Genomic DNA, 25,328 nt, shown 5'->3' with positions numbered 1-25,328 from the left:
CCCTGGCGCCGGGACTTTTTTCCCATGGTTTCGCGCAGTCCCTTTGCGCTTCGATACGCTGGCCAGCTCCCGGCTGGCGTGCAGGATTCCTGGCGTGTGCTGCCGCGCGCTTCGCACCCGTCTACCGGTGTAATGCCGCCGGTTCTGTCTGCGCGCTGGCCTGCCAGGTTGCAGCGCTGGTTTGCGTCGTGCCTGGCCGCAGGTCTGGCGTGTTTGTGTGGCCGCGCAACTTCGGCCGCGATCTGCCACGGCTGCCGTGCGCCGGCGTATTTGGATGGCGCCGTGGCCAGCCTGTCCATGTGGATCATGTCGATGGACTCGGCCAGGCATGGCACGGCGGATGCGGTGCGTCGACGGCACAGCGCAATGTTTGCGGCTCCAGCAGAATCTGCGTGCCGGGACTTGCTCGTGTAAGATTGCCCGCCTTATCTCTCTGCCGGGCATGCCTTGACTTCCTCGATGACTTTCGCAACTAAACATGACAATGAAATCAAGTTTTTACAGGTAAATACGAAAGTAAAGTCTCAAGATATTTCCGTGGCGCAGGCACGTCGCGCCTTGCTGTCGTCCTGCCAACTTTCACGCTGTCTGCTGCGCGTGGGCGCCGCGCTGGCTGTCACGGCAGCTTTGTCCGCCTGTGCCAGCAAGCCTGGTCCATGGCCTGCGCGCGCCCTGCCTGCATCGGCTGCCGTGACGGTCGACGCCGCGCAATTGCTGTCCAGGAAACAGCTGGTGGACTGGCAATACGACCTCGACGAGCGCAACTTGCGCGCCACGGGATCGCCCCGGCATGAAGCCTATATCGACGCGCTGCATGAACGTCTGCTGCGCGCCGGTGTCAAACAACTGCGCTTTGAACCGGTGAACTTGCGGCAATGGTCGGTGGAGGCGGAACACTGGGGCCTGGAAGTGCTCGATGGCGAGCGGCCCGGCGTGCTGCCTTCGGCTGGCTACATTCCGTATTCGGGCGTCACGCCGCCGTCCGGCATTGCGGGACGCATCGTCTACCTGGCGCCAGATAGCAAGCCGGATGCCAGCCTGGCGGGCAAGCTGGTGCTCGTCGAGATGCCCAAAGCGGCGTGGACGGGCCAGGTTTTCCACCAGGCGGCCATGCACGTCCACGACCCGGAGCATGTCATGGAGCCGGACACGCCATATGCGCGCCCGTTCCAGATGCTGGGGCCGTTCATTTCGCTGCTGGACAGCCTGCAGGCGGCCGGCGCGGCGGGCGTGATCGTGATTCTGGATACGCCTTCCCTGTCGGCGGACGGCCTGTATGCGCCGTGTGACGGCGTGGTGCGCCAGCTGCCGGGCGTGTTTATCGACCGTGGCCGTGGTCAGCGCCTGCGCGACCGCGTGCTGGCGGGCACGGCGCCTGTCCTGCGGCTGACCATGGCGGCCACCGTGCGGCAGGTGCAGACGCGCAATTTGATCGGCATCATCCCCGGCAAGTCCGAGGAATTGATGGTACTCAACAGCTATACGGATGGCACGAACGGGCTGGAAACCAATGGGCCGAACGCCATCGTCGACATGGCCCAGTACCTGACGCGCCTGCCGCAGGACAGCTTGCCGCGCAGCGTCATGCTGCTGCTGACGGGCGGTCATCTCGCGGGCGGCGCGGGCATCGGGCAGTTCATGGACCGGCACAAGGACGACGGCTTGACGCAGCGCATGGCCGCGATGCTCACCATCGGGCAACTGGGGGCGATGGAAGTGCTGCCCGACAGCGACGGCTACCTGCATCTCACGGGCAGGTCCGAGCCGGCCGCCCTGTTTTCGCCGCGCACACCGGCCCTGATGGATGCAGCATCCGCCATGCTCAGGCGCGCCAATGTGGCACCCGCGTTCGTGCTGCCGCCAGCCAATGCCGGCGGCGATGGCTGTGCGAAGGGTGCCGCCTGGCTCGATGCAGGCCGGACGTTGCGGGCTGCGCAAGGCATACCTATGATGAGTTACGTCAAGGCGCCGACCTACCAGTTCAGCTATGGCATCGGCACGGTGACCCAGACGGATTACCGGCTGATGCAGCGCGAAACCGTGGCCTTGACGCAGATGCTGCTGGACCTGTCGCGCGTGCCGTATGCCGATTTACGCAAGGAAACAGCGCCGTAGCAGCCGCAAGAGCTTGCCCGGCGTCCTCCTCCCTTCCCCGCCCTGCTCCCGGCGCACTTGCGTACACCATACCAGCGCACTCGAAAACAGGCACTGGTATGGCCCGCATCGCCCATCCTATGGGGAAAGACTTCGACTGGTATTGTGATCTTGCGCAAAGAATAAAACCAGTTGACTACCACTTGCAATGCTTGCACTCTGAAAAATCGGACGGTGATAAACCGGCTCGGCCATGAAAAAATACACAAGGAGATGCAATGAACCGGACAGTCATGAATACCCTCATCCTTACCCTCTTCGGCGGCACCCTGGCCGCTTGCGGCGGCGGCAGCGGCGACGGATCCAGCGGGGGCGCGAGCCAGCTGCTGGCCGGCGCCGCCGAAGCGGTGGCCTGCTACACGCCATGGAACAGCGGCACAGCCTACAACGGCGGCGGCAAGGCCAGCTACAACAACGTCAATTACACGGCCAACTGGTGGACGCAAGGCAATAACCCATCGACCAGCAGCGGCGGCGCCGGCAGCGGCCAGCCATGGACGGTGGTGGGAGACTGCGGCACACCGACACCGACTCCCACCCCAACGCCTACGCCGACTCCTACGCCGACTCCTACGCCGACACCGACACCAACTCCGACACCCACACCAACTCCGACACCCACGCCAACTCCTACCCCGACGCCGACGCCAACACCGACGCCGACGCCCACCGGCCTGGCGAAGCACGCGCTGATCGGCTACTGGCACAACTTCACCAACCCCAGCGGCGCCACGTATCCGATCAGCCAGGTCAGCGACGACTGGGACGTGATCGTCGTCTCGTTCGGCGACAACGCGGGCGGCGGCAATGTCAGCCTGACCATCGATCCGGGCGCGGGCACGGAAGCGCAATTCATCGCCGACGTGGCGGCCAAGCGGGCCAAGGGAAAGAAAGTCATCCTGTCGCTGGGCGGGCAAAACGGTTCCGTTTCCGTCGGCAACACGGCCGAAGCAACGAATTTCACCAACAGCCTGTACGCCATCATCACCAAATACGGTTTTGACGGCATCGACCTGGACCTGGAAAACGGCGTGGCGCAAGGCGCGGCCATCCAGACCTATCTGCCGATCGCCGTGAAAAACCTGAAAACCAAGGTCGGCAGCAGCTTTTATTTGTCGATGGCGCCGGAATGGGTGTACGTGGAGGGGGGCTACACGAGCTACGGCAGCATCTGGGGCGCCTACATTCCCATCATCAATGCCTTGCGCAGCGAGCTGACGGTGCTGCACCCGCAGTACTACAACAATGGCGACATCTACACGCCGTACGCCACGGGCGCCATCAAGGCGGGTTCGGCCGACCAGCTGGTGGCCACGGCGCGCATGCTGATCGAGGGTTTTAACTATGGCGGCAATACCTTCGCCGGCTTGCGTCCGGACCAGGTGGGCTTCGGCGTGCCGTCGGGACGCAGCTCGGCCGGCTCCGGCTTCACGACGAATGCCGACGTCAGCAATGCCCTGAATTGCCTGACGCGCCTGCTCAACTGCGGCACCATCAAGCCGTTGCAGGCGTATCCGGACTTCCGCGGCGTGATGACGTGGTCGATCAACTGGGACCGCCACGACGGCTATAACTTCTCCGTGCCGACGAAGAATGTCCTGAAAACCTTGCCGTAAGCGGCATTGCCCGACTGCGCATGCGGGCTTTGCCGCTCACATGCGCAGCAGCGCCGCGCCCAGCACGCGCATCTGCAGCGCAATGCACTGGCGCAACGCCTCCCCTCCCCCTTGCGTGTGCTTGATGCCATCCATGGCGGCCACCAGCAAGGCGGCCACTTGCGCGGCAGTCGCGTCCACCCGGCGCAGCGCGATATCGCCCGCCGCTTCGGCCTGTTCCAGCGCGCCGGCCAGCGACGCCACCAAGGTTGCCCGCGCCGTCAAGGTGATGCCGGCGGCCAGGGTCATGTTGGCGTCGAACAACTCCTGTCCGTGGGCACTGGCCGAAATTTCCGCCATCAAGCCTTGCTGGAATGCCAGCAGCGCCGTTTCGATGCGCGCAAGAACGGGACGGGGCTCGGCCAGTGCCGCCACCACGTGCGCCATCACGGTCGCATGGGCCCGTTCGGAGCCGGCGCGGAACACGTCTTCCTTTTCTTGAAGTGCAAATACAGCGCGGCGCGCGACATGCCGGCCGCCTGCGCGATATCGAGCATGGACGTCTTGCGGTAGCCGTAGCGGCAAAACACGGCCAGCGCCGCATCGAGGATCTGCTGGCTTTTAGGGGTATCGGTTGTCATGCGGCCATGTTGACACTATGGTCATATAGTGTCAACATGACTTTTGGACAAAAACCGTCAAAGTGTCAATCACCTACCCGAACAGGACTGCCATGCAAGAATTCAATGCCGCACCGACTGAAGAACAACAGATGGACCTGCTGCGCCACACGGAACGCTGCCGTTTGCGCGCCCTCGTGGCCGCCGATACGGAAGCGGCGCGCGCCCTGCACGCCGACGACTTCCAGCTGATCACGCCCATCGGCAGCATGCTGTCGCGGGAACACTACCTGGGCGCCATCGCCTCCGGCCACATGCGCTATCTGAGCTGGGAACCGGAAGCGATCAGCGTGCGCCTGTACGGCACGGCCGCCGTCTGCGTTACCAGGCGCAGCTGGAAATCGTCTTCGGCGGACACGCCGTGCCGCGCGCCCGCTACTGGCATATGGATAGCTACGAATGGCGCGATGGGCGCTGGCAAGCCGTCTGGTCGCAGGCGACGGCGGTTGCCTGAACGGGCGCTTTCATCATTGCAAATGAATCTCCCTTTCTTATAGTTTTAAACTATGGATGCGGTTGAAATATTTTGCTTCCTTTTGTAAATGAGAATCGTTACTATCTAAATCAAGGATAAGCGAATTCAACAGAAAGGAGCATCCCTTGTTCACCGCCATCAAAACATTCAGCCAGGTTTGCACGCACATGTCGATCGCCTTCGGCCTCGCCTATTTGCTGACGGGCTCGCTGGCACTCGGTGGCCTGGCCGCGATCATCGAACCCGTCATCAACGTGGGCTTGCTGCCCATGCATGAAAAAGCCTGGCACGCGATCCGCCGCCGCTATGCGGCCAGCCGCCTGGGCTTTGCCGCCCTGGCTGGCGAAAAACTGAGCCAGACGGCCATGCACATGGGCGTGGCCTTCGGCGTCATGTACTGGGCCACGAGTTCCTTGGCTTTCGGCGGCCTGCTGGCCGTGGTCGAGCCGATCTGCAACGTGATCGTGCTGCCCTTCCATGACCGGCTGTGGGAACGATTTCGTTTCCGCATGGAAGGCCGGGGCGCGGCGCGGCTCGCGGCGCTGTAATCGCCCTTCTTAATTACCCGCCCACACAGGCGGCCGCCTTTGCCCCCACGGCGCCGCCCGCTCCAGCTGGCCGGCCAGGCGCAGCAAGGTTCCATCGTTTGCATACCCGGCCATGAACTGCATGCCGATCGGCAAGCCATCATTGGACATGCCCAGCGGCACGGACATGGCCGGCAAGCCCGCCACGTTGGCCAGCGGCGTGTACGGCGAATGCTCGAACAGGCGCGCCGTCCAGCCCAACCCATCGAGCTGTTCCTGCTGTTCTCCATAGCGCCCCAGCGGCCACGGCACATCCGGCATGGTGGGCGTGAGCAGCACGTCGTACCGGCCGAACAGGGCGCCGGCCTGGCGCGTGACCGTGTTGCGCACATCGAGCGCGGCCACGAAATCGACGGCCGACACCGTCTGCCCGTACCGGTAGCAGGCCAGGGTCGCCGGTTCCAGCGTATCGGGCGACACGGCGCGCCCGCTTTCCTGCGCCAGGCCGGCTATCCACGGCACCAGATTGGCGCACCAGATGCCGGCATTGGCGTGGACAAATGCTTGCCACGACACGCCCAGCGCGGGCGCCACTTCTTCCACATGGTGGCCCAGGCCTTCCAGCAGGCGCACGGTGTCTTGCAGCGCGGCATCGACGGCAGGCACGGGTTGGGCGCCATTGCTGGCCACGCGCTGCACGGCGATGCGCAGCCGTCCCGGTTCCTGGCTGACCTGCGACAGCCAGCTGTGGCCGGGCGCAGAGGTCACATAGGGTTCGCCCGGCATTATTCCCTGCACGCAGTCGAGTCGAGCAAGGCGGCGCTGTCGCGCACGCTGCGGCTCACGCCCAGCTGCACGCCCAGGCCGCTGAAGATTTCGTCCATGGCGGGGCCGTTCGACACCCGGCCACGGCTCGGTTTCAGGCCGAACAGGCCCGTCGAGGCGGCCGGCACGCGGATGGAGCCGGCCGCATCCGTCGCATGGGCCAGCGGCACGATGCCGGCCGCCACGGCCGCCGCCGCGCCGCCGCTGGAGCCGCCCGCGCTCAGGTTGACGTTCCAGGGATTGCGCGTGGCGCCATATAAGAACGGTTCGGTGGTGGTGGCAAACGCCATTTCCGGCGTGCTGGTGCGGCCGAACGTCGCCAGGCCGGCTGCGCGGAACTGCGTCATCAGGTGCGAATCAAACGGGGCGACATGGCCGGCGCCCAGGCGGCTGCCCGCTTCGCTGCGCCGGCCCGCCATCGTGACGGCCACATCCTTGATCAGGAATGGCACGCCGGCGAATGGTGCCGCGTGGTCGATGGCAGTCAAATCGGCCGGCCACAGCTCGACCACGGCATTGATCTGCGGGTTGACGGCGGCGCAGGCGCGCTGAGCCGCGTCCTGCAATTCGGTAGCGGAAACGGCGCCCTCGCGCAGCAGCTGGGCCAATCCTAAGCCATCAAAGCTTGTATATTCATGGAGTTGCATCAGTTAGTTCCTGTAAAAGGTGAAGAATAGAAGTCACAGGAACAACTGTAGGGCTTGCGCTATCATAGCGGAAATGAATAGTTGATATACAAGGTATAGTCATGGACAATTTACGCAAGCTGGACCTGAATCTGCTGCTGACACTGAATGCCCTGTTGATCGAACGCAACGTCACGCGGGCGGCCGCGCGGCTGCACCTGAGCCAGCCTTCCGTCAGCGTGCAGCTGGGCAAGCTGCGCGCGGCCTTCGACGATCCGCTATTGTTGCCCGGCCCGCGCGGCATGCTGCCCACGGCGCGGGCGCTGGCCCTGCTGGCACCGTTGCAAGCCGTGCTGGCTCAGCTGGAGCAAGTCTTGCAGCCGGAAGTGGCCTTCGATCCGGCCACGGCCCAGGTGCGCTGGAACCTGGCTGCGGCCGACGCCGCCGAGTATGCGATCCTGCTGCCCATGCTGCCCGCCCTGCGCGCGCAAGCGCCGTTGTCGCGCATGGCCGTGTTCGAAGCCGTGCCGGCGCGCATGGCGCATAACCTGGAAATGGGCCAGGTCGACCTGGGTTTCCTGGCGCAGGAAGAAGCGCCGCCCGGCTTGCGCCACCGCACCTTGTTTACCGAGCACTACGTGCTGGCGGGCCGCCACGGCCACCCGCTGCTGCAATCGCCGCCCGACCTCGACCAGTTCTGCGCACTGGAATTCATCGTCGTCTCGCCCAACGGCGGCGGCTTCCGCAGCAACGTCGATACGGCACTGGAAAAGCTGGGGCGCACGCGCAAGGTGGTGCTGTCCGTGCCGCATTTCCTGATCGTGCCGCCTTTGCTGGAAGCGTCCGACATGGTGGCCTTGCTGCGTCGCGCCTGCTGAAGAATGCGCTGGGCGCGCTGCGCACGTGGGAGCCGCCCGTCGCCCTGCCCGACTACGAAATGGCCATGGTCTGGCACGAGCGCATGCATCTGGACCCGGCGCACCGCTGGCTGCGCGAGCGCATCCTGGCCAGCTTGCAGGCGCCCTTACACGATTTTAAAGCGTAAAACACTAGGGAAGATTACCTAGTTGTTCGAAAGAAATTCCCAATGTTCGCCGTGGTGACGACTGCGTAAGCTTGCGCGTAATAATAAAGGGTCACCATGAACGTCATTTCCATCCTGCACCGCGGTTCGCGCCGCCCTCCCGCTTCTTCCTTTTCGATCACTGCCTGGCTGGCGGCAATGCTGCTGGGCATGCTGGCCTTCAGTGCCGGCGCCACCGCCGCGACCGCCAACATGCCCACGGCCTCGGCCGAGCTGATCAAGCGCGGCGAATACGTCGCCCGCCTGGGCGACTGCGTGGCTTGCCACACGAGTCCGAACGGCGCCGCCATGGCCGGCGGCCTGGAACTCAAAACGCCGTTCGGCACCATCTACAGCACGAATATCACGCCCGACGCGAAGACCGGCCTGGGCACGTACACCTTCGCGCAATTCGACCGCGCCATGCGCAAGGGCGTGGCGGCCGATGGCCACAACCTGTATCCGGCCATGCCCTACCCTTCCTACGCGAAGATCACGCCCGACGACATGCAGGCGCTGTACGCCTACCTGCAGCGGGGCGTGGCGCCCGTGGCGCAGCAAAACCGCGAAACGGACATGAAATGGCCGTTCAGCATGCGCTGGGGCTTGTCGCTGTGGAATGCCGTCTTCCTCGACGACGCGCCGTTCAAGCCCGACAGCGCCAAGTCGGCCCAGTGGAACCGGGGCAGCTACCTGGCGCAAGGGCTCGGCCATTGCGGCTCCTGCCACACGCCGCGCGGCGTGGCTTTCCAAGAAAAAACCATGGGCCAGGACGGCGGCAGCGGCAAGCTCTACCTGTCCGGTTTTACGTTTGACGGCTGGCATGCGGTGAACCTGCGCAATCTGTGGACGCCGGGCGACATCGTGCAATTGCTGAAAACGGGCCGCAACAGCTTCGGCACGGCGGCCGGCAGCATGACGGAAGTCATCACGCACAGCACGCAATACTTCACGGATGCCGACCTCGACGCGCTGGCGCACTACCTGCACGGCTTGCCCGCCAAGGATGGCGTGGCCGCGCCGCCGAAGAAAACGGCGCCCGTCCTGGCGGCCAGCAACGATGCGCTGTACAACACGCGGGGCGGCCTCGGCTACCTGCAGTTCTGCGCCACCTGCCACCGCCGCGACGGCCGTGGCGTGGACAACATCTTCCCGCCGCTGGCGCAGAACGACTCGGTGCAGTCGAAAGACGCCACCTCCGTCATCCACATCGCCCTGACGGGCTGGCAGTCGGCCGTCACACAGCACTCGCCGCGCTCCTTCGGCATGCCAGCGTATGACCGCCTGGCCGACACGGAACTGGCGGAAATCCTCACCTTTGTGCGCGGCAAGTGGGGCAACCACGGCGCGCCCGTGACGCCCGCGCAGATCGCCAGGGTGCGCAAGGAGCTCAAGCTCAAGGCGCCGGACGCGGGCGGCTTCGTCACGCCCCGCTTCGCCGCCCTGACGGCCGATCCGAACGCCAGTCAATTGATCCACGGCATGCAGCTGATGACGGAAACGCGGGCCCGGCTGCCGCAAAACGTGGGCAACGACCTCAATTGCAGCAGCTGCCACCTGAATGGCGGCACGGTGGCCGGCGGTTCGCCCTTCCTCGGCATTTCCGCCTTCTTCCCGTCGGAAGCGCCGCGCGCCGGCAAGGTCATCAGCCTGGGAGAGCGCATCAACGGCTGCTTCCGCCGCTCCATGCACGGCAAGCCGCTGCCCGTGGATGGCCCCGACCTGCAGGCGATGGTCGCCTACATCGACTGGATGAAGGGCGCCACGCAGGCGGGCGACAAGGTGGGACGGGACGCGGCGTGGCGAAGATCGACCGGGCTCTGCTGCCCGATCCCGTGCATGGCAAAAAAGTGTACGCCGAGCAATGCGCCGTCTGCCATGGCGCGAATGGCGAAGGCATCCGTGGCGCCAATGGTGTCGTCGCCTTCCCGCCGCTGTGGGGCGAGCGCTCGTTCAATATCGGCGCCGGCATGGCCCGCACCTACACGGCGGCCGGCTTCGTCAAGGCGAACATGGTGATGGGCCACGGCCAGAAATTCCCGCTGGGACAAGGCAACCTGTCCGACCAGGACGCCGTCGACGTGGCCGAATATTTTACCCACATGCCCCGTCCGGACTTCCCCGACAAGGTCAAGGATTGGCCCAAGGGCGGCAAGCCCAAGGATGCGCGCTACTGAGGCGTGAATTTCCCGGGCGGTGCCCCTTCTGGCCGCCGCCCGCCTGTGATACGCTGCTTGCTCCATCACGCAGGAGCGACGCATGCAGACCGACAGCGGCCGGGCCGACCCATCCGACACACTGGCTGGGCAAGCTGGGCCCCGGCCTGATCACGGGCGCGGCCGATGATGATCCCAGCGGCATCGCCACGTATGCGCAGGCGGGCGCCCAGTTCGGCTTCGGCATGCTGTGGACGGTGTGCCTGACGTTTCCGCTAATGCTAGGCATCCAGGTCATCAGCGCCAAGATCGGCCGGGTCAGCGGCCATGGACTGGCGACGAATATCCGCCGCCACTACCCGAAATCCTTGCTGTACGCCATTGTCGGCTTGCTGCTGCTGGCCAATGTCATCAATATCGCCGCCGACGTGGCCGCCATGGGCGATGCCCTGACCCTGATCATCGGCGGCCCCGCGCACCTGTACGCCGTCGGCTTTGGTTTACTGTCGCTGTTGCTGCAAGTCTTCATTCCCTATCAACAATACGTGCGCATCCTGAAATGGCTGACCCTGGGCTTGCTGGCCTATGTGGCGACCGTGCTGACCGTGCACATACCCTGGAGCGAAGTGGCGCTGCGCACGGTCTGGCCGCAATTCGCCTGGTCGGCCGCGTCGGTCACCATGATCGTGGCCGTGTTCGGCACCACGATCAGTCCCTATTTATTCTTTTGGCAAGCCTCGCAGGAAGTGGAAGACTTGCAGGCCGATGCCAGCGCACAAGCCTTGCGCCGCGCGCCGGAACAGGCGCCACGGCAATTCCAGCGCATCAAGATGGACACGGCCATCGGCATGGGTTTTTCCAATCTGGTGGCCTTCTTCATCATGCTGACGACGGCCGTGACCCTGGGCGCGCAAGGCATCACGCACATCGACACCTCCGCCCAGGCCGCGTCCGCCCTGCGCCCGATTGCCGGCGAATTCGCCTTCGCCCTGTTCAGCCTGGGCATCATCGGCACGGGTTTGCTGGCCATTCCCGTGCTGGCCGGCTCGGCCGCCTACGCCATGGCGGGCGCCTTTCACTGGAAAAACAGCCTGGAACTGGCGCCCCGGGCCGCCAAGAAGTTCTACGCCATCATCATCGGCGCCACCATGCTGGGCGCCGCCCTGTGCTTTTCGCCGCTCGACCCCATCAAGGCCCTGTACTGGAGCGCCGTCATCAACGGCGTCATTTCCGTGCCCATCATGGTGCTGATGATGGTGATGGCCTCGCGCCCCGCCATCATGGGCACCTTGACCATTTCGCGCCGCCTGCGGGCGCTGGGCTGGCTGGCGACCAGCGTCATGGCGACGGCCGTGCTGGCCATGTTCGCCACGATGGCGTTTTGATGCGCATCAAGTCCGTGGCTTGAGCATGCCTTCCACGATGCCCAGCACGGTCTGGCGCGGCAGCAAGCGCGGCAGCCATGCCAGCAGGCGGTTGGGACGGCCCGCCACGTGGCTGCTGCGGCCACGGTCCAGCGCGCGCAGCGCCTCATCGACGACCGTTTGAGGATCCATGCGCTTGCCCACGGCCGCTTCGGGCGCGGCCACCACGTCGAAGAAGGCCGTTTCCGTGGCGCCCGGGCACAGGGCCAGCACGCGCACGCCGCGGCTGCGGTTTTCCGCCCACAACGCTTCCGAAAACGACAGCACGAAAGCCTTGCTGGCGCCGTAGACCGCCATGTAGGGATCGGGCTGCAGGGCCGCCGTGGACGCCACATTGATGACGGCGCCCCGCTTTTGCGCCAGCATGTGCGGCAAGGCGCAGTGCGTCAGTTCCATCAGGGCCGTGCAATTGACAGTCACTTCGGCCGCCTGTCGCGCGAGAGGGATGGTCTCGAACCTGCCATGCGTGGCAAAACCCGCATTATTGATCAGCACGTCGGGCGGCATGCCCAGCGCGCAGGCCTGCGCATGGGCGTTCTGGGCGGCGCCAGGAAGGCTCAGGTCCGCCACCAGCGCGTGGGCGCGGATGCCGTGGCGCTTGGCAAGCTCGGCGGCCAGCGTCTCGAGCACGGCGCCGGAGCGGGCCAGCAGCAGCAAATGCGCGCCGCGCGCGGCCAGGGTTTCCGCAAAGACGCGGCCGATGCCGGACGAGGCGCCCGTGATCAGCACGGTCTGCTTGGTGTAGTTGAAGGCGGTCATGGCAAAAGTGTCGTAGTTGAAAGTGTTTTTACTGTAAACTGTGGTCTTTAGTCCACGGTCAATAGAAAAACCATGCGTATCGGAGAAATCACCCGCCTGACGGGCGTCAGCAAGGACACGGTGCGTTTCTACGAGCGCCAGGGGCTGCTGGATGAAGCCCCGCAACCGGGCATGACGAACAACTACAAGGAATACTCGGCGCAGGCCTTGCGGCGCATCGAGCTGATCGGCCACGCCAAGGCCTTGGGCTTTACCTTGAAGGAAATCGCCGAAGTCATTGCTGTATGGCAGGAAAATGCGCTCGATGCGCAAACCAAACGGGCCATGCTGGAAACGAAAATCGCGCAGATCGACGACAAGGCCCGCTCGATGGCCGTGCTGCGGGCCGGCCTCGTCGATGCGCTGGCGAAGGTGGAGACGGGCTGCGACGATGGCGTGGCGGCCGCAAGAAAATTACAAGGATAATCGATGACCTATTACACGCAGTATCGCCACCTGGCGCTCGAGGGCGCCAAGCCTGCCCCCACGGCGCAGCAGATCGCCGCCATCGAAACCTTGCTGGAAGCACCGTTGCCGCCCGCCTTCCTGGCTTTCCTGCAAGCGGCCAACGGCGCCTGGTTCGACTACACCACGGACGTGCCGGACGGCAATGGCGGCGTGGAGAAAATGGGTTTCAATACCTTTTTCAGCGCCGACGAAGGCGATTTCTGCGATGAAACCTTGGTCGGCGAAATCCGCGCGGCGCGCCAGCATGCGGACATGCCCGTGAAAATCCTGCCCTTCGCCCGCGATGGCGGCAATTCCATGCTTTACCTGGACTTGACGGACGAAGGCGGCGGCCGCGTGCTGGCCTATGTGCAGGAGTTGCCGGACTGGACGGGCAAGCGCGCCCACGGCCTGATGGAACTGGCCCCGTCGTTCGACGCCTGGCTGGACAGCCTGTACATTGACCGCGACACGGTGCTCGATGAAATCGAACACAGCGTTTCGGAGCCATCGCACCTGGACGCGATGGCGGAATGGCTCGATATCGGCATGCCCGCCTGGCGCCGCGATGCGGGCATCGCCGCCTTGTTTGCCCTGAAACAAGTCGAACTGTGCGCTAACGAACAGGACTAGTCCTACTGGGAGCTTCGACAGTGTCCTATAGGTGTGCGCGGACTGCTGGCTTAACATTGTCATCAGCTTGCAGAAAAAACCACACCCGAAAGGAGTTCCCATGCCTATCCCCACCACCAGTTCCCGCGCGCCCTCCCTGAAAAGCGTCGCCATCGGCGCCGCCGTGGCGCTGCTGAGCGGCATCGCCATCAACAGCATCGCCGCCGCCGCGCCCGGTGCGTACGACAAGCAATTCCTCAGCAAGGCGGCCGACGCGGGCAGCACGGAAATTGCCGCCAGCAAAGTGGCGCAAAGTAAAAGCAGCAATGGGGAAGTGAAGAAATTCGCCGATGCCATGGTCACGGATCACACGAAAGTGGCGGACGAGCTGAAACAGCTGGCCAGCAGCAAGCAGATCGAGGTCAGCGACCAGCCCGGCAAGAAGCACCAGGCGCAGCTCGACAAGCTGGGCCGCCTGGAAGGCGCGCAGTTCGACAAGGAATATGCGGCCAGCATCGGGGTGGCGGCGCACAAGGAAGCCGTGAAACTGTTCACGGACGCCAGCCAGAAGGCCAGCGATCCCGACATCAAGGCCTTTGCCGCGAAAACATTGCCAGCGTTGCAACATCATCTGGAAATGGCCAACGCGCTGCACGCGTCCCTGGCGAAATAGACGGCCATACCCGGCAATAAACGCATAAATGCTTGCCGTACGTGCTGTACGGCAAGTATTTCCGCACTTGACATACAATGCGGCAACTCAGTTTCTGGCCCCGCCATGACCTCATGCAGCTACTCAAGAAAACCGGCCTGATCGCCGCCGCCCTCCTGTTCGCCATTTTGCTGGCAGCCTGGCTATTCATCAAGGTGAGCGCGGCGCGCAATGCCAGCGTGTATGCCCAGGAATGGAATGACCAGGGCACGTGCGTGATCAAGACCTATGTGCCCCACTATGGCGACGGCGTGCCGCAGAACATCGTGCGCGCCCTCAGCACTTCCACCTTCTTCCGCGTCTATCACAAGGATGGCACCTTGCTGGAAAGCACCGAATGGGTGCTGGACATGCATGAAGACGGCATTCTCGACCATGCGCGCTGGGGCCAGAACCAGACCCGCGCCATCTACCCGACGGACATGGGCGACGAAGGCTGGACCTTGCCCGAATGCGCGTAAACATTTAGCAATCGAACGAAAGACTCCCATGCTGCGAGGCCCCTGGAGCGACGCTCCCTATCTTCCCACGCTCCACTATTTCCTCGGCCCTTTCGATGTGTATGACCGCGAAGAAACCATGGGTGTGGAGCTGGACACCTGGGACATGAACGACCCGGTCCAGCGCGCGGCCCTGATACGGCGCGACATCACCTCGCAATACAAGGAACTCAGCTACCGCCACCGCCACGCGCTGGTGGCCGTGCTGGCGCAGGCGCTGCAAGACCCCGCCTACGACTTCCAGGCCATCCTCGAACATGACCCCGAAAGCACGCACGCCCTGCCCGCCATGTGGGATGAAATGGCCGATCCGCGCGCCTTTTTTGCCGATATCTACCGGCTGGTGCAGCAGGACTGGCGCGACGACCTGGCGCGCGCGGCGGCGGAAGACCAATCCACCTGGTAGTGCGGTGCGGATGCCACACTAGCGTATCGATAGCCGGTAGTGGCCTTTCCCCTATGAAAGATCCATTTCGGCAACGTGCACGCGATGTTGCGAAAACGCCCCACTGAAAAAAAATTTGTTGCACCAGCGCATGCCCGCTGGCATCGCGCTACCATGAACCGTCGGCACTCCCCCACCGCGCCGGTTCCCTGCCGGCATCCCTTGCCGCAATTTGAAGGAGACACTCATGCCCAAGTTCACCCCCCCCTTTGCCTGGCCCTTATCGTTGCCGCCAGCACGGCCAGCGCTGCCGAAGGCGGCGCCACGCGCGCCGACGCCGAAGCCATGGTCAAGAAAGGCGTGTCCTACATCAAGAGCGCTGGCGACGCCAAGGCATATGGCGAGATCACGGCCAAGGCGCCGCAATTCATCCTGCACGACCTGTACCTGGTCGTGTATAAACTCGACGGCACGGTCGTCGCGCATGGCGCCAACCCGAAAATGGTGGGCAAGAACTTGATCGAACTCAAGGATATCGACGGCAAGGCCTTCGTCAAGGAAAGAGTCGACCTGGCCAAGAGCAAGGGCACGTTCTGGCAGGAATACAAATTCACGAATCCGGAAAACAAGAAGATCGAACCGAAGGCCATGTACTGCGAAAAACTGGCCGACACCGTCGTCTGCGGCGGCATTTACCTGTAGCCAGCCGCCGCGCCGCCAGCGCCGGGATGGTTTTCCGCTCTCTTGACGATATGGGTTCCGATGAAATCGCACAGAAGATGTTGATCGTCCCGGTGGTTGCGCTGGCTTGCCTGCTGGCCATGGGGGCCTTGTCCTACTTCGCCATGCAGCAAAACGAAAGCCGCATGCGCGACCTGAAAGACGTCACCCTGACGGCCGAGCGGCTTGCCAACCAACAAGCCATTGCCATCGGCCAAGTCCACGCCGACGTGTATGCGAAGATCGCCATCGCCGCCAGCCTGTCGGACGAACAGTTCAAGCAATTCGGCACGCAAACGGATGGCCAGCTCAATGCCATTGCGCAAGGATTGAAGGAACTGCAGAAATTCTCTGGTGCCGCCACGGAAGCGGCCCAGGCCCTGCCAGGCCTTGAGCGCTACCGCGCCAGCGTGGCGCAGGCGCTGGACCTGGCGTCGATGGACCCGAATACGGGCGTGGCGGCGATGCAAAATGCCGCCACGCACTACCAGCAAGTGCGGGGCCAGCTGCGCCAGGTGCTGCAGAATCTCGACCACCGCACCGTCGACGCGCTGCAGGAGACAAAAAATGCGGGCCAGCGCGCCGGCTGGCTGTCGCTGGGCACCATGGCCATCGGCTTTGCCTTGCTGGCCCTGATCGCCACCTGGGTGGCCCGTTCCGTCGTGCGCCCCATCGATGAAGCTTGCCGCGCCGCCGAGTCGCTGGCCGCCGGCGACCTGACCATGCGCATCGAGGCGCAGGGCAATGACGAGGTGGGCAAGCTGTCGCGCGCCCTGGCCACCGTATTGAAAAACTGGAACACCTTATTGGGCGACATACGCCAGGCCGGCTCCACCATCACGGTGGAAGCGAGCGAAATCGCGCTCGGCAATGCAGACTTGTCGGCCCGCACCGAGTCGCAAGCCCATTCCTTGCAGGAAACAGCCTCGTCCATGCATGCCCTGACCGATACCGTGAAGGAAAACGCCAGCCATGCGCACCAGGCCAACCAGATGGTGCTGTCGACCTCGAACGTGGCGCTGGAAGGCGGGCGCGTCGTGGGCCAGGTGGTCGAGACGATGGGCTCGATCAAGGCCAGCTCCGGGCGCATCGTCGACATCATCGCCGTCATCGACGGCATCGCGTTTCAGACGAATATCCTCGCCCTGAACGCGGCCGTGGAGGCGGCGCGCGCGGGCGAACAGGGACGCGGCTTTGCCGTCGTCGCCACGGAAGTGCGGGGCCTGGCGCAGCGCTCGGCCACGGCGGCGCGCGAAATCAAGCAACTGATCGAGGATTCCGTGGCCCGCATAGAAACAGGCAGCGAGCTGGCCGACAGCGCCGGGCGCACCATGGGAGATATTGTCGCCTCCGTGCAGCAGGTGACGGAAATCATGAACGACATCACGGCGGCCAGCCAGCGCCAGAGCAAGGGCATCGAGGAAGTCAACAATGCCATCACGGAAATGGATGAATTGACCCAGCGCAATGCCGCCCTCGTCGAGCAATCGGCGGCCGCCGCGCAAAGCATGCAGGACCAGGCGCATGATCTATTGCGCGTGGTCGACGCCTTCCGCCTGGGCGACGGTGGCCCGCCGCTGCTGCCGCGTTAGCGCCGGTGCGGCATGGCGGCCCGGGAACAGGCTTGCATGGCCTTGCCTGTCTCGACCAGCGCGGGGTCGGTTTCCCGCCGCAAAACATTGCCCATGCGGAATTGTTGATGGTAATCACCGAGTTGCGCAGAATACAGAAAAACCTGATCCCGCCTGCGCCAGACGGCACTGTAGTTGCTGCCGGGAGCGACCGGCATGGCGCCGATGAAATAACTGTACAGGCCGCTAATCTTCTTCTTGTGCAGCCATTCCATCAATTGCACGATGCGGTACTGTTCCAGCAGGCTCAGTTCGCTGACATTGGCGCCGGACAAGGCGTAATACAGTTCCAGACGGGCCATCCAGTTGCCCTTTTCGCCTGCCGCCACCAGCGCATTCCAGGCGGGGCCGGTGCGTACCTTGCCCACTTCATCAGGCGATCCCAGCCAGGCCTCGACGGCTGCCTGGTCCGGCACGGGGCCATAGAAGGCCGGCGCGCGGCAGACGAACTGGCGCGCGTCGGGCCCGTCCTGCGGCACTTCGTCGGCGATGTACCTGGAGATCTTGTCGCCGATGCCCAGCAGGCGCTTGCCATAGCCTTCCAGGGTCCAGCTCGAAGGCAAGCGGCCCAGCCAGGCCAGTGCATCGTCGTTGGCCTGGGCTTCCACCGCATAGGCGGCGATTCTGGCCTGCATTTTCAATTCTTTCTGCTGTTCCGCCAGCTTGAGCGCCTCTTGCTCCTCATCGTAGCGGCTGGTGGTCTTGGCCAGCTTGACGCAATCGAGGAAAGCCTCGGGCGAGCCCTGCCAGCACCGGGCCGGCACCTTCAGCTGCCAGCGCATGCTGACGGTTTTCAAGATATAGTTTTCTTCGCCCTCTTCCCCTTTGAGATAGGCGCGGCCGTCCGCCTTGGTCACGCCTTTTGTCAGTTGCTTGCCGCCCACCGTGCTCCAGGTGTACGGGTCATCGTTTTGCGGCACGCCGGGTGCGGCGTACAAGGTCAGGTAATGGCCGGCGGCGGCAGGAACATCGGCCGCATGGCTCAGCGGCGACAGCAGGGACAAGGTGAGTAAAGTTTTTTTAGGTAACAGTTTCAGCATGCAGCAATCGGTTCAATGGAGTTCGGTATGGCAGGCGCAGTCGTGGCCGCTGGCCGCCTCGGACAGGTTTTGCAAAATGGCGCAGTCTTGCGACGGCTGCGGCTGGTCGCACTGGTGGCGCAGGGTCACCAGTTGCTGCTGCAAGGTTTGCAAATTCGCCATCTGCTCGGCGATGCGCAGGATATGGTGGTCGAGTAATTCGTTGACGCTCTGGCAGCCTTCGGCGGGATTGTTCTTAAATTCCAGCAAGGCGCGGATATCGGTCAAGCCGATCTGCAAGGAGCGGCAATGGCGGATGAATTGCAGCCGTTCCTGGTGTTCTTCGCGGTATTCGCGGTAGCCGGCGCTGTTGCGCCCCGGTTCCTGCAGCAAGCCCGCCTTTTCATAGTAACGCACGGTTTCCACGTCACAATCTGTCCGTTTGGCCAGTTCTCCGATACGCATGGCATCCCCTTTTCATTCTTTCTTGCAAATTCTCTTGACCCTGTAGCGGCTACAGGGTTTCTAATGGAAGCATACACGAAACCGGAAGGACGAATGCGATGCCGCACGATAGCCACGATCATACCCACGAGCACGAGCACAAGCACGACCATGAGCATAAGCATGCACCCAAGGCGGCCAGTTGCTGTTCCAGCCAGCATGCGTGCTCATCCACGCCTGCGGCCAATGCCGCGCCAGCCCTGCCCAGCGCTCCCATCGCGGGCGCCAACACGGCCAAATACCGTATCGCCAACATGGATTGCCCCACGGAAGAACGCTTGATCCGCAACAAGCTGGCCAATATGGCGGGCGTCGTGGGCCTCGATTTCAACCTGATGAACCGCGTGCTCGACGTGCATCACACCCTGGCCTCGCTGGCCACAGTGGAAGCGGCCTTGCACGGCATCGGCATGCAGGCGATTCCCATGGAAGCGGACGCCGTCGTCGCGCGCGACCCGAACGAAGGCAATCTGTCAGGCATGCAAAAAGGCTTGCTGGTGGTCTCCGGCCTGGCCGCGGCGGGCGCCGAGGCGCTGGCGAGGACCACGCACGCAGACAGTTCGCCCCTCGTCATCGCCCTGGCCCTGCTGTCGATCGCCACGGGCGGCTGGCCGACCCTGAAAAAGGGCTGGATCGCCCTGAAGACGTTCACCCTGAACATCAATTTCCTGATGAGCCTGGCGGTCTTCGGCGCCATCGCCATCGGCCAGTGGCCGGAAGCGGCCATGGTCATCTTCCTGTTCGCCATCGCCGAGCTGATCGAGGGCTTGTCGCTGAACCGCGCGCGCAACGCCGTGCAAAGCCTGATGCAGCTGGCGCCCGACACGGCGACCGTTGCCGACGCCAGCGGCGCCTGGAGCCAGGTGAACGTCGCCACGGTGGCCATCGGCACGGTGATGCGCGTGAAGCCGGGCGAGCGCATCGCCCTCGACGGCATCGTGCAAAGCGGCGAGTCGTCCGTCAACCAGGCGCCGATCACCGGTGAAAGCATGCCGGTGGACAAGACCGTGGGCGATGTAGTGTATGCGGGCACCATCAATGAACGGGGCTTGCTCGACGTCACCGTAACGGCCAACAGCGGCAACAGCACTCTGGCGAAAATCGTCAAGGTGATCGAGGAAACCCAGGGAAAACAGGCGCCCACGCAGCGCTTTGTCGACAATTTCGCCCGCTACTACACGCCCGCCGTGGTCGTGTTCGCCATCCTCGTGGCCGTGTTGCCGCCTTTGCTGCTGGGCCAGCCCTTCATGGCCTGGATCTACAAGGCCTTGGTCATGCTGGTGATCGCCTGCCCGTGCGCGCTCGTCATTTCCACGCCCGTCACGGTGGTCAGCGGCCTGACGGCGGCCGCGCGGCGCGGCATTTTAGTGAAAGGCGGGCAATTCCTGAAACGGGCTACCGCATCAAGGCCATCGCCGTCGACAAGACGGGCACCTTGACCATGGGCAAGCCGGCCGTCACGGACGTGGTGGCCCTGGAAGGCAGCGACCGCGACGCCATCCTGCTGCTGGCCGCCAGCCTGGACGCCAATTCGGCCCATCCGCTGGCCGCCGCCATCGTCAAGGCGGGTCCGCCCGCCGGCAGCCACTTGCCCGTCACCCAGTTTGCCGCCCTGCATGGACGCGGCGTGCAAGGCAATATCGATGGCCAGACATATTATCTGGGCAATGCGCGCCTGATGACGGAATTGAAGCTCTTGACGCCGGCACTGCAAGCGATTTTGGCGCGGCTGGAACAGCAAGCCTACACGGCCATGGTGCTGGCCACCTCAGCCGGTGCGCTGGGCGTGATCGCCGTGGCCGACGTGCTGCGTCCGACGGCAGCGTCCGCCATTGCCCGCCTGAATGCGCTGGGCGTGACGACAGTGATGCTGACGGGAGACACAATTTACTGACGGCGCAGCGCATCGGTGATGAAGTCGGTGTCAGCCTGGTCAAGGCGGAATTGCTGCCAGAAAACAAGCTCGATGAAATCAAGGCCTTGCAGCAGCAGTTCGGCGTGGTCGCCATGCTGGGCGACGGCGTCAACGACGCCCCGGCGCTGGCGCAGGCGGACATCGGCTTTGCCATGGGCGCGGCCGGCAGCGATACGGCCATCGAAACATCAGACGTGGCCCTGATGGACGATGAACTGGGGAAATTGCCTGAATTCATCAGCCTGAGCCAGCGCACGCGCAGCATCCTCGTGCAAAACATCAGCTTTGCCATCGGCATCAAGGCCGTGTTCTTTGGCCTGGCCCTGGCCGGTACGGCGACCTTGTGGATGGCCGTGTTCGCCGACGTGGGCGCCAGCCTGCTGGTGGTGGCGAATGGACTGCGTTTGTTGCGTGGCAGCAAGAGCAACTAAATCCTGTCAGAAATATTTCAATCTGGACAATTGCTGTAAAAAAGCTACTTTGGCGCTTGACCTCCACCTTCGCCAAAGTAGCCGATGACCTTACTACCCCGCCTGACCCTGCTGGCCATGCTGCTGGCAGGCGTTTCCCTGCACGCCGAACCGATGTTTTTCACGCCCTGCTCCGATACGGCCGCCCCCGGCAGCCTGTGCTCGGGCTTGAACGTGCCAGGCAGCTACGATGCGCAGGGCCGCGCCGTCGGCGAGGCGGATGCCATGCACGTCTTCGTGCGCAAGTTTGCCGCCGACGTGCCTGCCGGCAAACCCGCCAAGGGCACGCTGTGGCTGGTGGCGGGCGGCCCCGGCGAATCGGGCGCCTCGTTCTACAGCCTGCTGCCCACCTTGCGCCGCAGCTTTCCCGGTTTCGAATTCCTGATCCCCGACCATCGCGGCACGGGCCATTCGTCGCGCCTGTGCAAGGTGGAGGAATCGGAACAAAGCCCGGGCGGACGCGCGCTGGCCGGCGCCGAATGGGCCAGCTGCTTCAAGGGCATCAATCTGATGCCCGAATACGCGGCGCAGTTTTCCATCACCACGGCCGCGCGCGACTTGCAAGCCTTGATCGAGGGCGAACGGAGCAAGCGCAAGCGGCCGCCCGTGTATGTATACAGTGTGTCGTATGGTACGCAGCTGGTCTTGCGCACCTTGCAGCTGGGGCCGCTGCCCGTCCAGGGCGTCATTTTTGATTCGCTGGTGCCGCCGCAAGCGGATGCGCGCTGGGACTTGAGCCAGCGCTCGCACGTGGTCAACCAGGTCGGCATGCAGGTGCTGGCCCGCTGCGACGCGGATGCGGCTTGCCATGCGGCACTGGGCGAGCCGGCTGCCACCTTGTACCGGCGCGTGCTGGAGCGAATGCAAGCCGATCCCGCCCTGCTGGCGCAGATTCCCGGCAAGAACCTGAAAAACTTCCTCGGCGGCATGCTCGACGTGCCGGCCGCCCGCGCCCGCATCCCGTATCTGCTGCGCGACCTGGACCAGGGCGGCGAGACGGAACTGGCGGCCGTGCGCGCCACGTTGACGGACGCGGCGGCCGGGCTGGGCAGCTATCCCCAGTCGCCGCTGTCGATTCCGCTGGTCAGCATCATCAGCAATTCGGAAAACACTCTGCAGCCCTCCTTGCGCCCCAACTGGACGGCTGCCGACCTCGACCGTGAGGAGGCGGACTTGCTGTTGACCAGTCCCCTGCCCCGCATCCTGCTGGGCGGCGGCTTGCCCACCTACCCGCGCGACGCCTATTTCGGCGCCTTGCCGGCGAAAGTGCCGCCAACTTTGGTGCTGCAGGGCACGCTGGATCCGAAGACGCCATACGCGGGCGCGCAGGCGCAAGTGCAGGCCTTGACGCAGCGCAAGGCGGGCAAGGTGTCGCTGTCCACCGTGCACAACGCCCCGCATTTCATCCTGTGGACGGCGCCCGCCTGTTTCGAACAAGCCAGCGCCCGCTTTATTGCCGGCAAGCAGGCACAGGATTGCACGCTGTAGTTCCCCCACACTATATAGAAGAGGACGATATGCGCATCACAGGCCTGGCATTGCTGCTGTTAACTTGTTTCGGCACGGCACAGGCGGCGCCCGCCTCGCCGTCCATCTGCGCCTCGCCTGCGCAAGCCGTGCGCGAACAGGGCTATGTGCCGATCAATGGCATCGGGCAATGGATCACCGTCACGGGCGCCGCTTGCGGCAATCCCGTGATCCTCTTCATCCATGGCGGCCCCGGCAATGCCTTGAGTCCGTTTGCGGACGCCATCTATGCGGGCTGGGAGCGCCACTACACGCTGGTGCAATGGGACCAGCGCGGCGCGGGCATGACATATGCGAAACAGCGGCCCACGGAAGACGTGCCGCTGACGGTGGCACAGATGCGCGACGACGGCATCGCCGTGGCCCGCTATCTGCAGCAGCACCTGGGCAAGGATAAAGTCATTTTGATGGGCAGTTCCTGGGGATCGATCCTGGGCGTGCACATGGCCAAGGCGCAGCCGGACCTGTTCCACGCGTACATCGGCACGGCGCAAGTGGTCAATGCGCGCGACAACGAGAGCGGCATGTACCGGGAAGTGCTTGCGCTGGCGCAAGCAGCCGGCGATGGCGCCACGGTGAATAAACTGACGGCGCTCGGTGCGCCGCCCTGGACCGATCCGCGCAACTTCGGCATCCTGCGCCGCTTCGACCGCAAATATGAGGGATTGGCAACGGATGCGCCTCCGAAGCACTGGTGGCAGCCGGCGCCGTTCTATGCCACGCCGCAAGCGCTGGCCGATGCCGAGGCGGCCGATGATTACTCGTACATCCAGTTCATCGGCCTGCGCGGCGACGGCATGTTTGCCAAGGTCGACCTGCCCGCGCTGGGCACGCGCTTCGACTTGCCCGTGTTCTTCATCATGGGCGAAGCGGACCTGCTGACCTCGCCCGCCATCGCGCGCAAGTACTTCGACAGCATCACGGCGCCGGCCAAGGGTTTTACGGTGGTGAAACGGGCCGGGCACGACCCCAACCAGGCCGTGCTGGACGCCCAATGGACGGTCTTGCGCGACCAGGTGGCGCCGCTGCTCGGTCGTTGAGCACTTAAACCGCGCGGCGTGCCCGCAGATGCAGGTGGCGGATGGTGGCGGCGGCTGCCATCAGGATGGCGGAAGCCGTGGCCAGCACGACAATAAATGCCTTGTCGAAGGCCGAGCGGGCCAGTTCCGATACTTGCAGGCCCAGTTCGGCCGGCAATTGCTCGGCGGCCAGCAGCGCCGCGTCGAGGGTGTCGTGCGCGTTCGGCAACAGGCCCGCGCTTTCCGGGATCACCAGGGTGGCGCTGTAGACGGCCGACATGATGGTGCCCAGCACCGTCACGCCGATCACGGCGCCCAGCTCGTATGACACTTCCTCGATCGAGGCGGCCATGCCGGCTTGCTGGGGAGCAACGTTGAGCATCACGGCGCTCGATGCGGCCGTCATGACGGCGCCCAGGCCCAGGCCCAGGATCACCAGGCTGGCCACCTGCGCGCCGAGACGGCGGCGTCATGCAGCAGCAGATACGACGCCATGCCTATACCGGACAGCAGCAGCGAACCCCACAGGACCTTGGCCTTGTCGGCGCGCGGCAGCATGAAACCCGTCAACGGACCGGCAAACACGGACGCCAGCGGCAGCGGCAACAGCAGCAAGCCCGCTTCCAGCGGCGACAATTCCCGCACCAGCTGCATGTGCTGGCTCAGCGCCAGTTCCATGCCGATCAGGGCGGCGGACGCCACCATGGCGGCGGCCACGGCGCTGGAAAACGGCAGTTCGCGGAACAGGGCGAAGTCGATCAGCGGCCTGGCTTGCCGCTTCTGGCGGCGCACAAATTTGAGCATGAAGAAGGCGCCCACGGCGAACGAAGTGGCGGCCAGCGCATACGACGGCTGCGGCTTGCCCAGTTCCTTGATCGCATACACGCCACCAAGCAGACCCATCATGATTTGCAGCGAGCCCTTCAAGTCCCACGGCTTGTCGCGGTTACCGGCCCGTTTCGGCAGGACGACGGCGGCCAGCACCAGGGTCAGCAGCACGATGGGCACGTTGATCAGGAACACGGAACCCCACCAGTAATGTTCCATCAGGAAACCACCGAGCACGGGGCCGAACGCGGCGCCGCCGGAGGCAATCGCCGCCCACACGCCGATGGCGAACGAGCGCTCGCGGTTATCGGTAAACGTCAGGCGGATGATGGACAAGGTGGCCGGCATCATCAAGGCGGCGCCGATTGCCAGCAGCACGCGGGCAAAGATCAGCCATTCAGGCGCGGGCGAAAACGCGGCGCACAGCGAGGCGATGCCGAACACGGCCAGGCCGGCGAGGAAAACGGGTTTGTGGCTCAGACGGTCACCGAGGGTGCCGAGGCCGGGCAGCAGACCGGAGACGACCAGCGCGTAGACGTTGATGATCCACAGTTTTTGCGAGGAAGTGGCCTGCAAGTCGCGCGTCAGCGCGGGCAAGGCGGTGTAGAGCACGGTCATGTCGACCACGATCAGGAACAGGGCGCTGGAGACGATGGCCAGCGTCAGCCATTTTTTCATTGGATGCATAAACAACTCATGGATTTTAGTGTAACTTT

Annotated in this window: 21 protein-coding genes and 4 pseudogenes; 17 read left to right on the top strand and 8 right to left on the bottom strand. The window is 64.1% G+C overall.

Annotated features, from left to right (window positions below; all coding sequences use genetic code 11):
- Positions 1-537: 537 nt before the first annotated feature.
- Positions 538-2,115, top strand: coding sequence for a PA domain-containing protein (locus ACQVLG_RS23605; RefSeq protein ID WP_474291234.1), 1,578 nt, complete (start codon positions 538-540; stop codon positions 2,113-2,115).
- A 272-nt stretch (positions 2,116-2,387) separates the two neighbouring features.
- A complete protein-coding gene (locus ACQVLG_RS23600) occupies positions 2,388-3,770 on the top strand; it encodes a chitinase (RefSeq protein WP_474291233.1) in 1,383 nt (460 codons plus the stop codon).
- Positions 3,771-3,806: 36 nt separating this feature from the next.
- Here ACQVLG_RS23600 and ACQVLG_RS23595 read toward each other — a convergent pair whose 3' ends face one another.
- Positions 3,807-4,235: a hypothetical protein gene (locus ACQVLG_RS23595; RefSeq protein ID WP_474291231.1), complete on the bottom strand. Its 429-nt coding sequence runs from the start codon at positions 4,233-4,235 to the stop codon at positions 3,807-3,809.
- A complete protein-coding gene (locus ACQVLG_RS23590) occupies positions 4,196-4,390 on the bottom strand; it encodes a TetR/AcrR family transcriptional regulator (RefSeq protein WP_474291230.1) in 195 nt (64 codons plus the stop codon). Before ACQVLG_RS23590 ends, ACQVLG_RS23595 begins: the two co-directional genes overlap by 40 nt.
- 92 nt (positions 4,391-4,482) lie before the next feature.
- Here ACQVLG_RS23590 and ACQVLG_RS23585 point away from each other — a divergent pair, with 92 nt between their 5' ends.
- Positions 4,483-4,926, top strand: coding sequence for a nuclear transport factor 2 family protein (locus tag ACQVLG_RS23585; protein ID WP_474291229.1), 444 nt, complete (start codon positions 4,483-4,485; stop codon positions 4,924-4,926).
- Positions 4,927-5,029: 103 nt separating this feature from the next.
- Positions 5,030-5,452 carry a DUF2061 domain-containing protein gene (locus ACQVLG_RS23580; RefSeq protein ID WP_474291228.1) on the top strand — a complete coding sequence of 141 codons (423 nt, stop codon included), beginning with the start codon at positions 5,030-5,032 and terminating at the stop codon, positions 5,450-5,452.
- A gap of 9 nt (positions 5,453-5,461) precedes the next feature.
- Here the strand turns inward: ACQVLG_RS23580 and ACQVLG_RS23575 are convergent, their stop codons facing one another.
- Together ACQVLG_RS23575 and ACQVLG_RS23570 are read right to left on the bottom strand one after the other, a co-directional pair.
- Positions 5,462-6,217, bottom strand: a complete 756-nt coding sequence (locus ACQVLG_RS23575; protein ID WP_474291227.1) for an amidase — start codon at positions 6,215-6,217, stop codon at positions 5,462-5,464.
- A complete protein-coding gene (locus tag ACQVLG_RS23570; protein WP_474291226.1) occupies positions 6,217-6,903 on the bottom strand; it encodes an amidase family protein in 687 nt (228 codons plus the stop codon). The genes ACQVLG_RS23575 and ACQVLG_RS23570 overlap by 1 nt, the downstream gene beginning before the upstream one ends.
- A 101-nt stretch (positions 6,904-7,004) precedes the next feature.
- Between ACQVLG_RS23570 and ACQVLG_RS23565 the strand changes: the two are divergent.
- The 3 genes and pseudogenes from ACQVLG_RS23565 (at position 7,005) to ACQVLG_RS23555 (ending at position 11,486) form a co-directional block, all read left to right on the top strand.
- Positions 7,005-7,927 (top strand): annotated as a pseudogene (locus ACQVLG_RS23565) (LysR family transcriptional regulator).
- A gap of 177 nt (positions 7,928-8,104) precedes the next feature.
- A pseudogene (locus ACQVLG_RS23560) lies at positions 8,105-10,122 on the top strand (c-type cytochrome).
- Between the two features lie 134 nt (positions 10,123-10,256).
- Positions 10,257-11,486 carry an NRAMP family divalent metal transporter gene (locus ACQVLG_RS23555; protein WP_474295777.1) on the top strand — a complete coding sequence of 410 codons (1,230 nt, stop codon included), beginning with the start codon at positions 10,257-10,259 and terminating at the stop codon, positions 11,484-11,486.
- A 6-nt stretch (positions 11,487-11,492) separates the two neighbouring features.
- Here the strand turns inward: ACQVLG_RS23555 and ACQVLG_RS23550 are convergent, their stop codons facing one another.
- Positions 11,493-12,284: an SDR family NAD(P)-dependent oxidoreductase gene (locus tag ACQVLG_RS23550; RefSeq protein WP_474291225.1), complete on the bottom strand. Its 792-nt coding sequence runs from the start codon at positions 12,282-12,284 to the stop codon at positions 11,493-11,495.
- A gap of 72 nt (positions 12,285-12,356) precedes the next feature.
- On the opposite strand from ACQVLG_RS23550, the gene ACQVLG_RS23545 reads away from it, so the two are divergent.
- The 7 genes from ACQVLG_RS23545 (at position 12,357) to ACQVLG_RS23515 (ending at position 17,291) form a co-directional block, all read left to right on the top strand.
- Positions 12,357-12,749 carry a MerR family transcriptional regulator gene (locus ACQVLG_RS23545; protein ID WP_077404457.1) on the top strand — a complete coding sequence of 131 codons (393 nt, stop codon included), beginning with the start codon at positions 12,357-12,359 and terminating at the stop codon, positions 12,747-12,749.
- 3 nt (positions 12,750-12,752) lie between these two features.
- A complete protein-coding gene (locus tag ACQVLG_RS23540; protein WP_230537832.1) occupies positions 12,753-13,403 on the top strand; it encodes an SMI1/KNR4 family protein in 651 nt (216 codons plus the stop codon).
- 100 nt (positions 13,404-13,503) lie between these two features.
- Positions 13,504-14,055, top strand: a complete 552-nt coding sequence (locus tag ACQVLG_RS23535) for a DUF4142 domain-containing protein (RefSeq protein ID WP_474291224.1) — start codon at positions 13,504-13,506, stop codon at positions 14,053-14,055.
- 113 nt (positions 14,056-14,168) lie between these two features.
- Positions 14,169-14,555: a hypothetical protein gene (locus ACQVLG_RS23530; RefSeq protein WP_474291223.1), complete on the top strand. Its 387-nt coding sequence runs from the start codon at positions 14,169-14,171 to the stop codon at positions 14,553-14,555.
- Positions 14,556-14,583: 28 nt separating this feature from the next.
- Entirely contained in the window at positions 14,584-15,000 is a 417-nt protein-coding gene (locus ACQVLG_RS23525; RefSeq protein ID WP_474291222.1) for a hypothetical protein, read from the top strand.
- A 201-nt stretch (positions 15,001-15,201) separates the two neighbouring features.
- Complete coding sequence (locus ACQVLG_RS23520) at positions 15,202-15,681, top strand: cache domain-containing protein (protein WP_474291221.1); 480 nt, start codon at positions 15,202-15,204, stop codon at positions 15,679-15,681.
- Positions 15,682-15,758: 77 nt separating this feature from the next.
- Complete coding sequence (locus tag ACQVLG_RS23515; protein WP_474291220.1) at positions 15,759-17,291, top strand: methyl-accepting chemotaxis protein; 1,533 nt, start codon at positions 15,759-15,761, stop codon at positions 17,289-17,291.
- Here ACQVLG_RS23515 and ACQVLG_RS23510 read toward each other — a convergent pair.
- Together ACQVLG_RS23510 and cadR are read right to left on the bottom strand one after the other, a co-directional pair.
- Positions 17,288-18,370: a hypothetical protein gene (locus tag ACQVLG_RS23510; protein WP_474291219.1), complete on the bottom strand. Its 1,083-nt coding sequence runs from the start codon at positions 18,368-18,370 to the stop codon at positions 17,288-17,290. The genes ACQVLG_RS23515 and ACQVLG_RS23510 overlap by 4 nt on opposite strands.
- Before the next feature lie 12 nt (positions 18,371-18,382).
- Positions 18,383-18,814, bottom strand: a complete 432-nt coding sequence (cadR, locus tag ACQVLG_RS23505; protein ID WP_034787498.1) for a Cd(II)/Pb(II)-responsive transcriptional regulator — start codon at positions 18,812-18,814, stop codon at positions 18,383-18,385.
- A 98-nt stretch (positions 18,815-18,912) separates the two neighbouring features.
- Between cadR and ACQVLG_RS23500 the strand changes: the two are divergent.
- The 3 genes and pseudogenes from ACQVLG_RS23500 (at position 18,913) to ACQVLG_RS23490 (ending at position 23,805) form a co-directional block, all read left to right on the top strand.
- Positions 18,913-21,199: pseudogene (locus ACQVLG_RS23500) on the top strand (heavy metal translocating P-type ATPase).
- A gap of 84 nt (positions 21,200-21,283) precedes the next feature.
- Positions 21,284-22,726: an alpha/beta fold hydrolase gene (locus ACQVLG_RS23495; RefSeq protein ID WP_474291218.1), complete on the top strand. Its 1,443-nt coding sequence runs from the start codon at positions 21,284-21,286 to the stop codon at positions 22,724-22,726.
- Between the two features lie 29 nt (positions 22,727-22,755).
- Entirely contained in the window at positions 22,756-23,805 is a 1,050-nt protein-coding gene (locus ACQVLG_RS23490; protein WP_474291217.1) for an alpha/beta hydrolase, read from the top strand.
- Positions 23,806-23,809: 4 nt separating this feature from the next.
- On the opposite strand, the pseudogene ACQVLG_RS23485 reads toward ACQVLG_RS23490, so the two are convergent.
- A pseudogene (locus tag ACQVLG_RS23485) lies at positions 23,810-25,299 on the bottom strand (MFS transporter).
- Positions 25,300-25,328 lie beyond the last annotated feature (29 nt).

The sequence above is a fragment of the Janthinobacterium sp. TPC_1 genome, from assembly GCF_056037845.1.
Note: the sequence above shows the minus strand (reverse complement) of the source record. Positions and strands in the feature narration are given on the sequence as shown.

What these genes read in the sequence shown, in the direction of transcription:
- ACQVLG_RS23600 (WP_474291233.1), top strand. Translation starts at nt 2,388, where the DNA reads ATGAATACCCTCATCCTTACCCTCTTCGGCGGCACCCTGGCCGCTTGC.
- ACQVLG_RS23590 (WP_474291230.1), bottom strand. Translation starts at nt 4,390, where the DNA reads ATGACAACCGATACCCCTAAAAGCCAGCAGATCCTCGATGCGGCGCTG.
- ACQVLG_RS23585 (WP_474291229.1), top strand. Translation starts at nt 4,483, where the DNA reads ATGCAAGAATTCAATGCCGCACCGACTGAAGAACAACAGATGGACCTG.
- ACQVLG_RS23575 (WP_474291227.1), bottom strand. Translation starts at nt 6,217, where the DNA reads ATGCCGGGCGAACCCTATGTGACCTCTGCGCCCGGCCACAGCTGGCTG.
- ACQVLG_RS23570 (WP_474291226.1), bottom strand. Translation starts at nt 6,903, where the DNA reads ATGCAACTCCATGAATATACAAGCTTTGATGGCTTAGGATTGGCCCAG.
- ACQVLG_RS23550 (WP_474291225.1), bottom strand. Translation starts at nt 12,284, where the DNA reads ATGACCGCCTTCAACTACACCAAGCAGACCGTGCTGATCACGGGCGCC.
- ACQVLG_RS23545 (WP_077404457.1), top strand. Translation starts at nt 12,357, where the DNA reads ATGCGTATCGGAGAAATCACCCGCCTGACGGGCGTCAGCAAGGACACG.
- ACQVLG_RS23540 (WP_230537832.1), top strand. Translation starts at nt 12,753, where the DNA reads ATGACCTATTACACGCAGTATCGCCACCTGGCGCTCGAGGGCGCCAAG.
- ACQVLG_RS23535 (WP_474291224.1), top strand. Translation starts at nt 13,504, where the DNA reads ATGCCTATCCCCACCACCAGTTCCCGCGCGCCCTCCCTGAAAAGCGTC.
- ACQVLG_RS23530 (WP_474291223.1), top strand. Translation starts at nt 14,169, where the DNA reads ATGCAGCTACTCAAGAAAACCGGCCTGATCGCCGCCGCCCTCCTGTTC.
- ACQVLG_RS23525 (WP_474291222.1), top strand. Translation starts at nt 14,584, where the DNA reads ATGCTGCGAGGCCCCTGGAGCGACGCTCCCTATCTTCCCACGCTCCAC.
- ACQVLG_RS23515 (WP_474291220.1), top strand. Translation starts at nt 15,759, where the DNA reads ATGTTGATCGTCCCGGTGGTTGCGCTGGCTTGCCTGCTGGCCATGGGG.
- ACQVLG_RS23510 (WP_474291219.1), bottom strand. Translation starts at nt 18,370, where the DNA reads ATGCTGAAACTGTTACCTAAAAAAACTTTACTCACCTTGTCCCTGCTG.
- cadR (WP_034787498.1), bottom strand. Translation starts at nt 18,814, where the DNA reads ATGCGTATCGGAGAACTGGCCAAACGGACAGATTGTGACGTGGAAACC.
- ACQVLG_RS23495 (WP_474291218.1), top strand. Translation starts at nt 21,284, where the DNA reads ATGACCTTACTACCCCGCCTGACCCTGCTGGCCATGCTGCTGGCAGGC.
- ACQVLG_RS23490 (WP_474291217.1), top strand. Translation starts at nt 22,756, where the DNA reads ATGCGCATCACAGGCCTGGCATTGCTGCTGTTAACTTGTTTCGGCACG.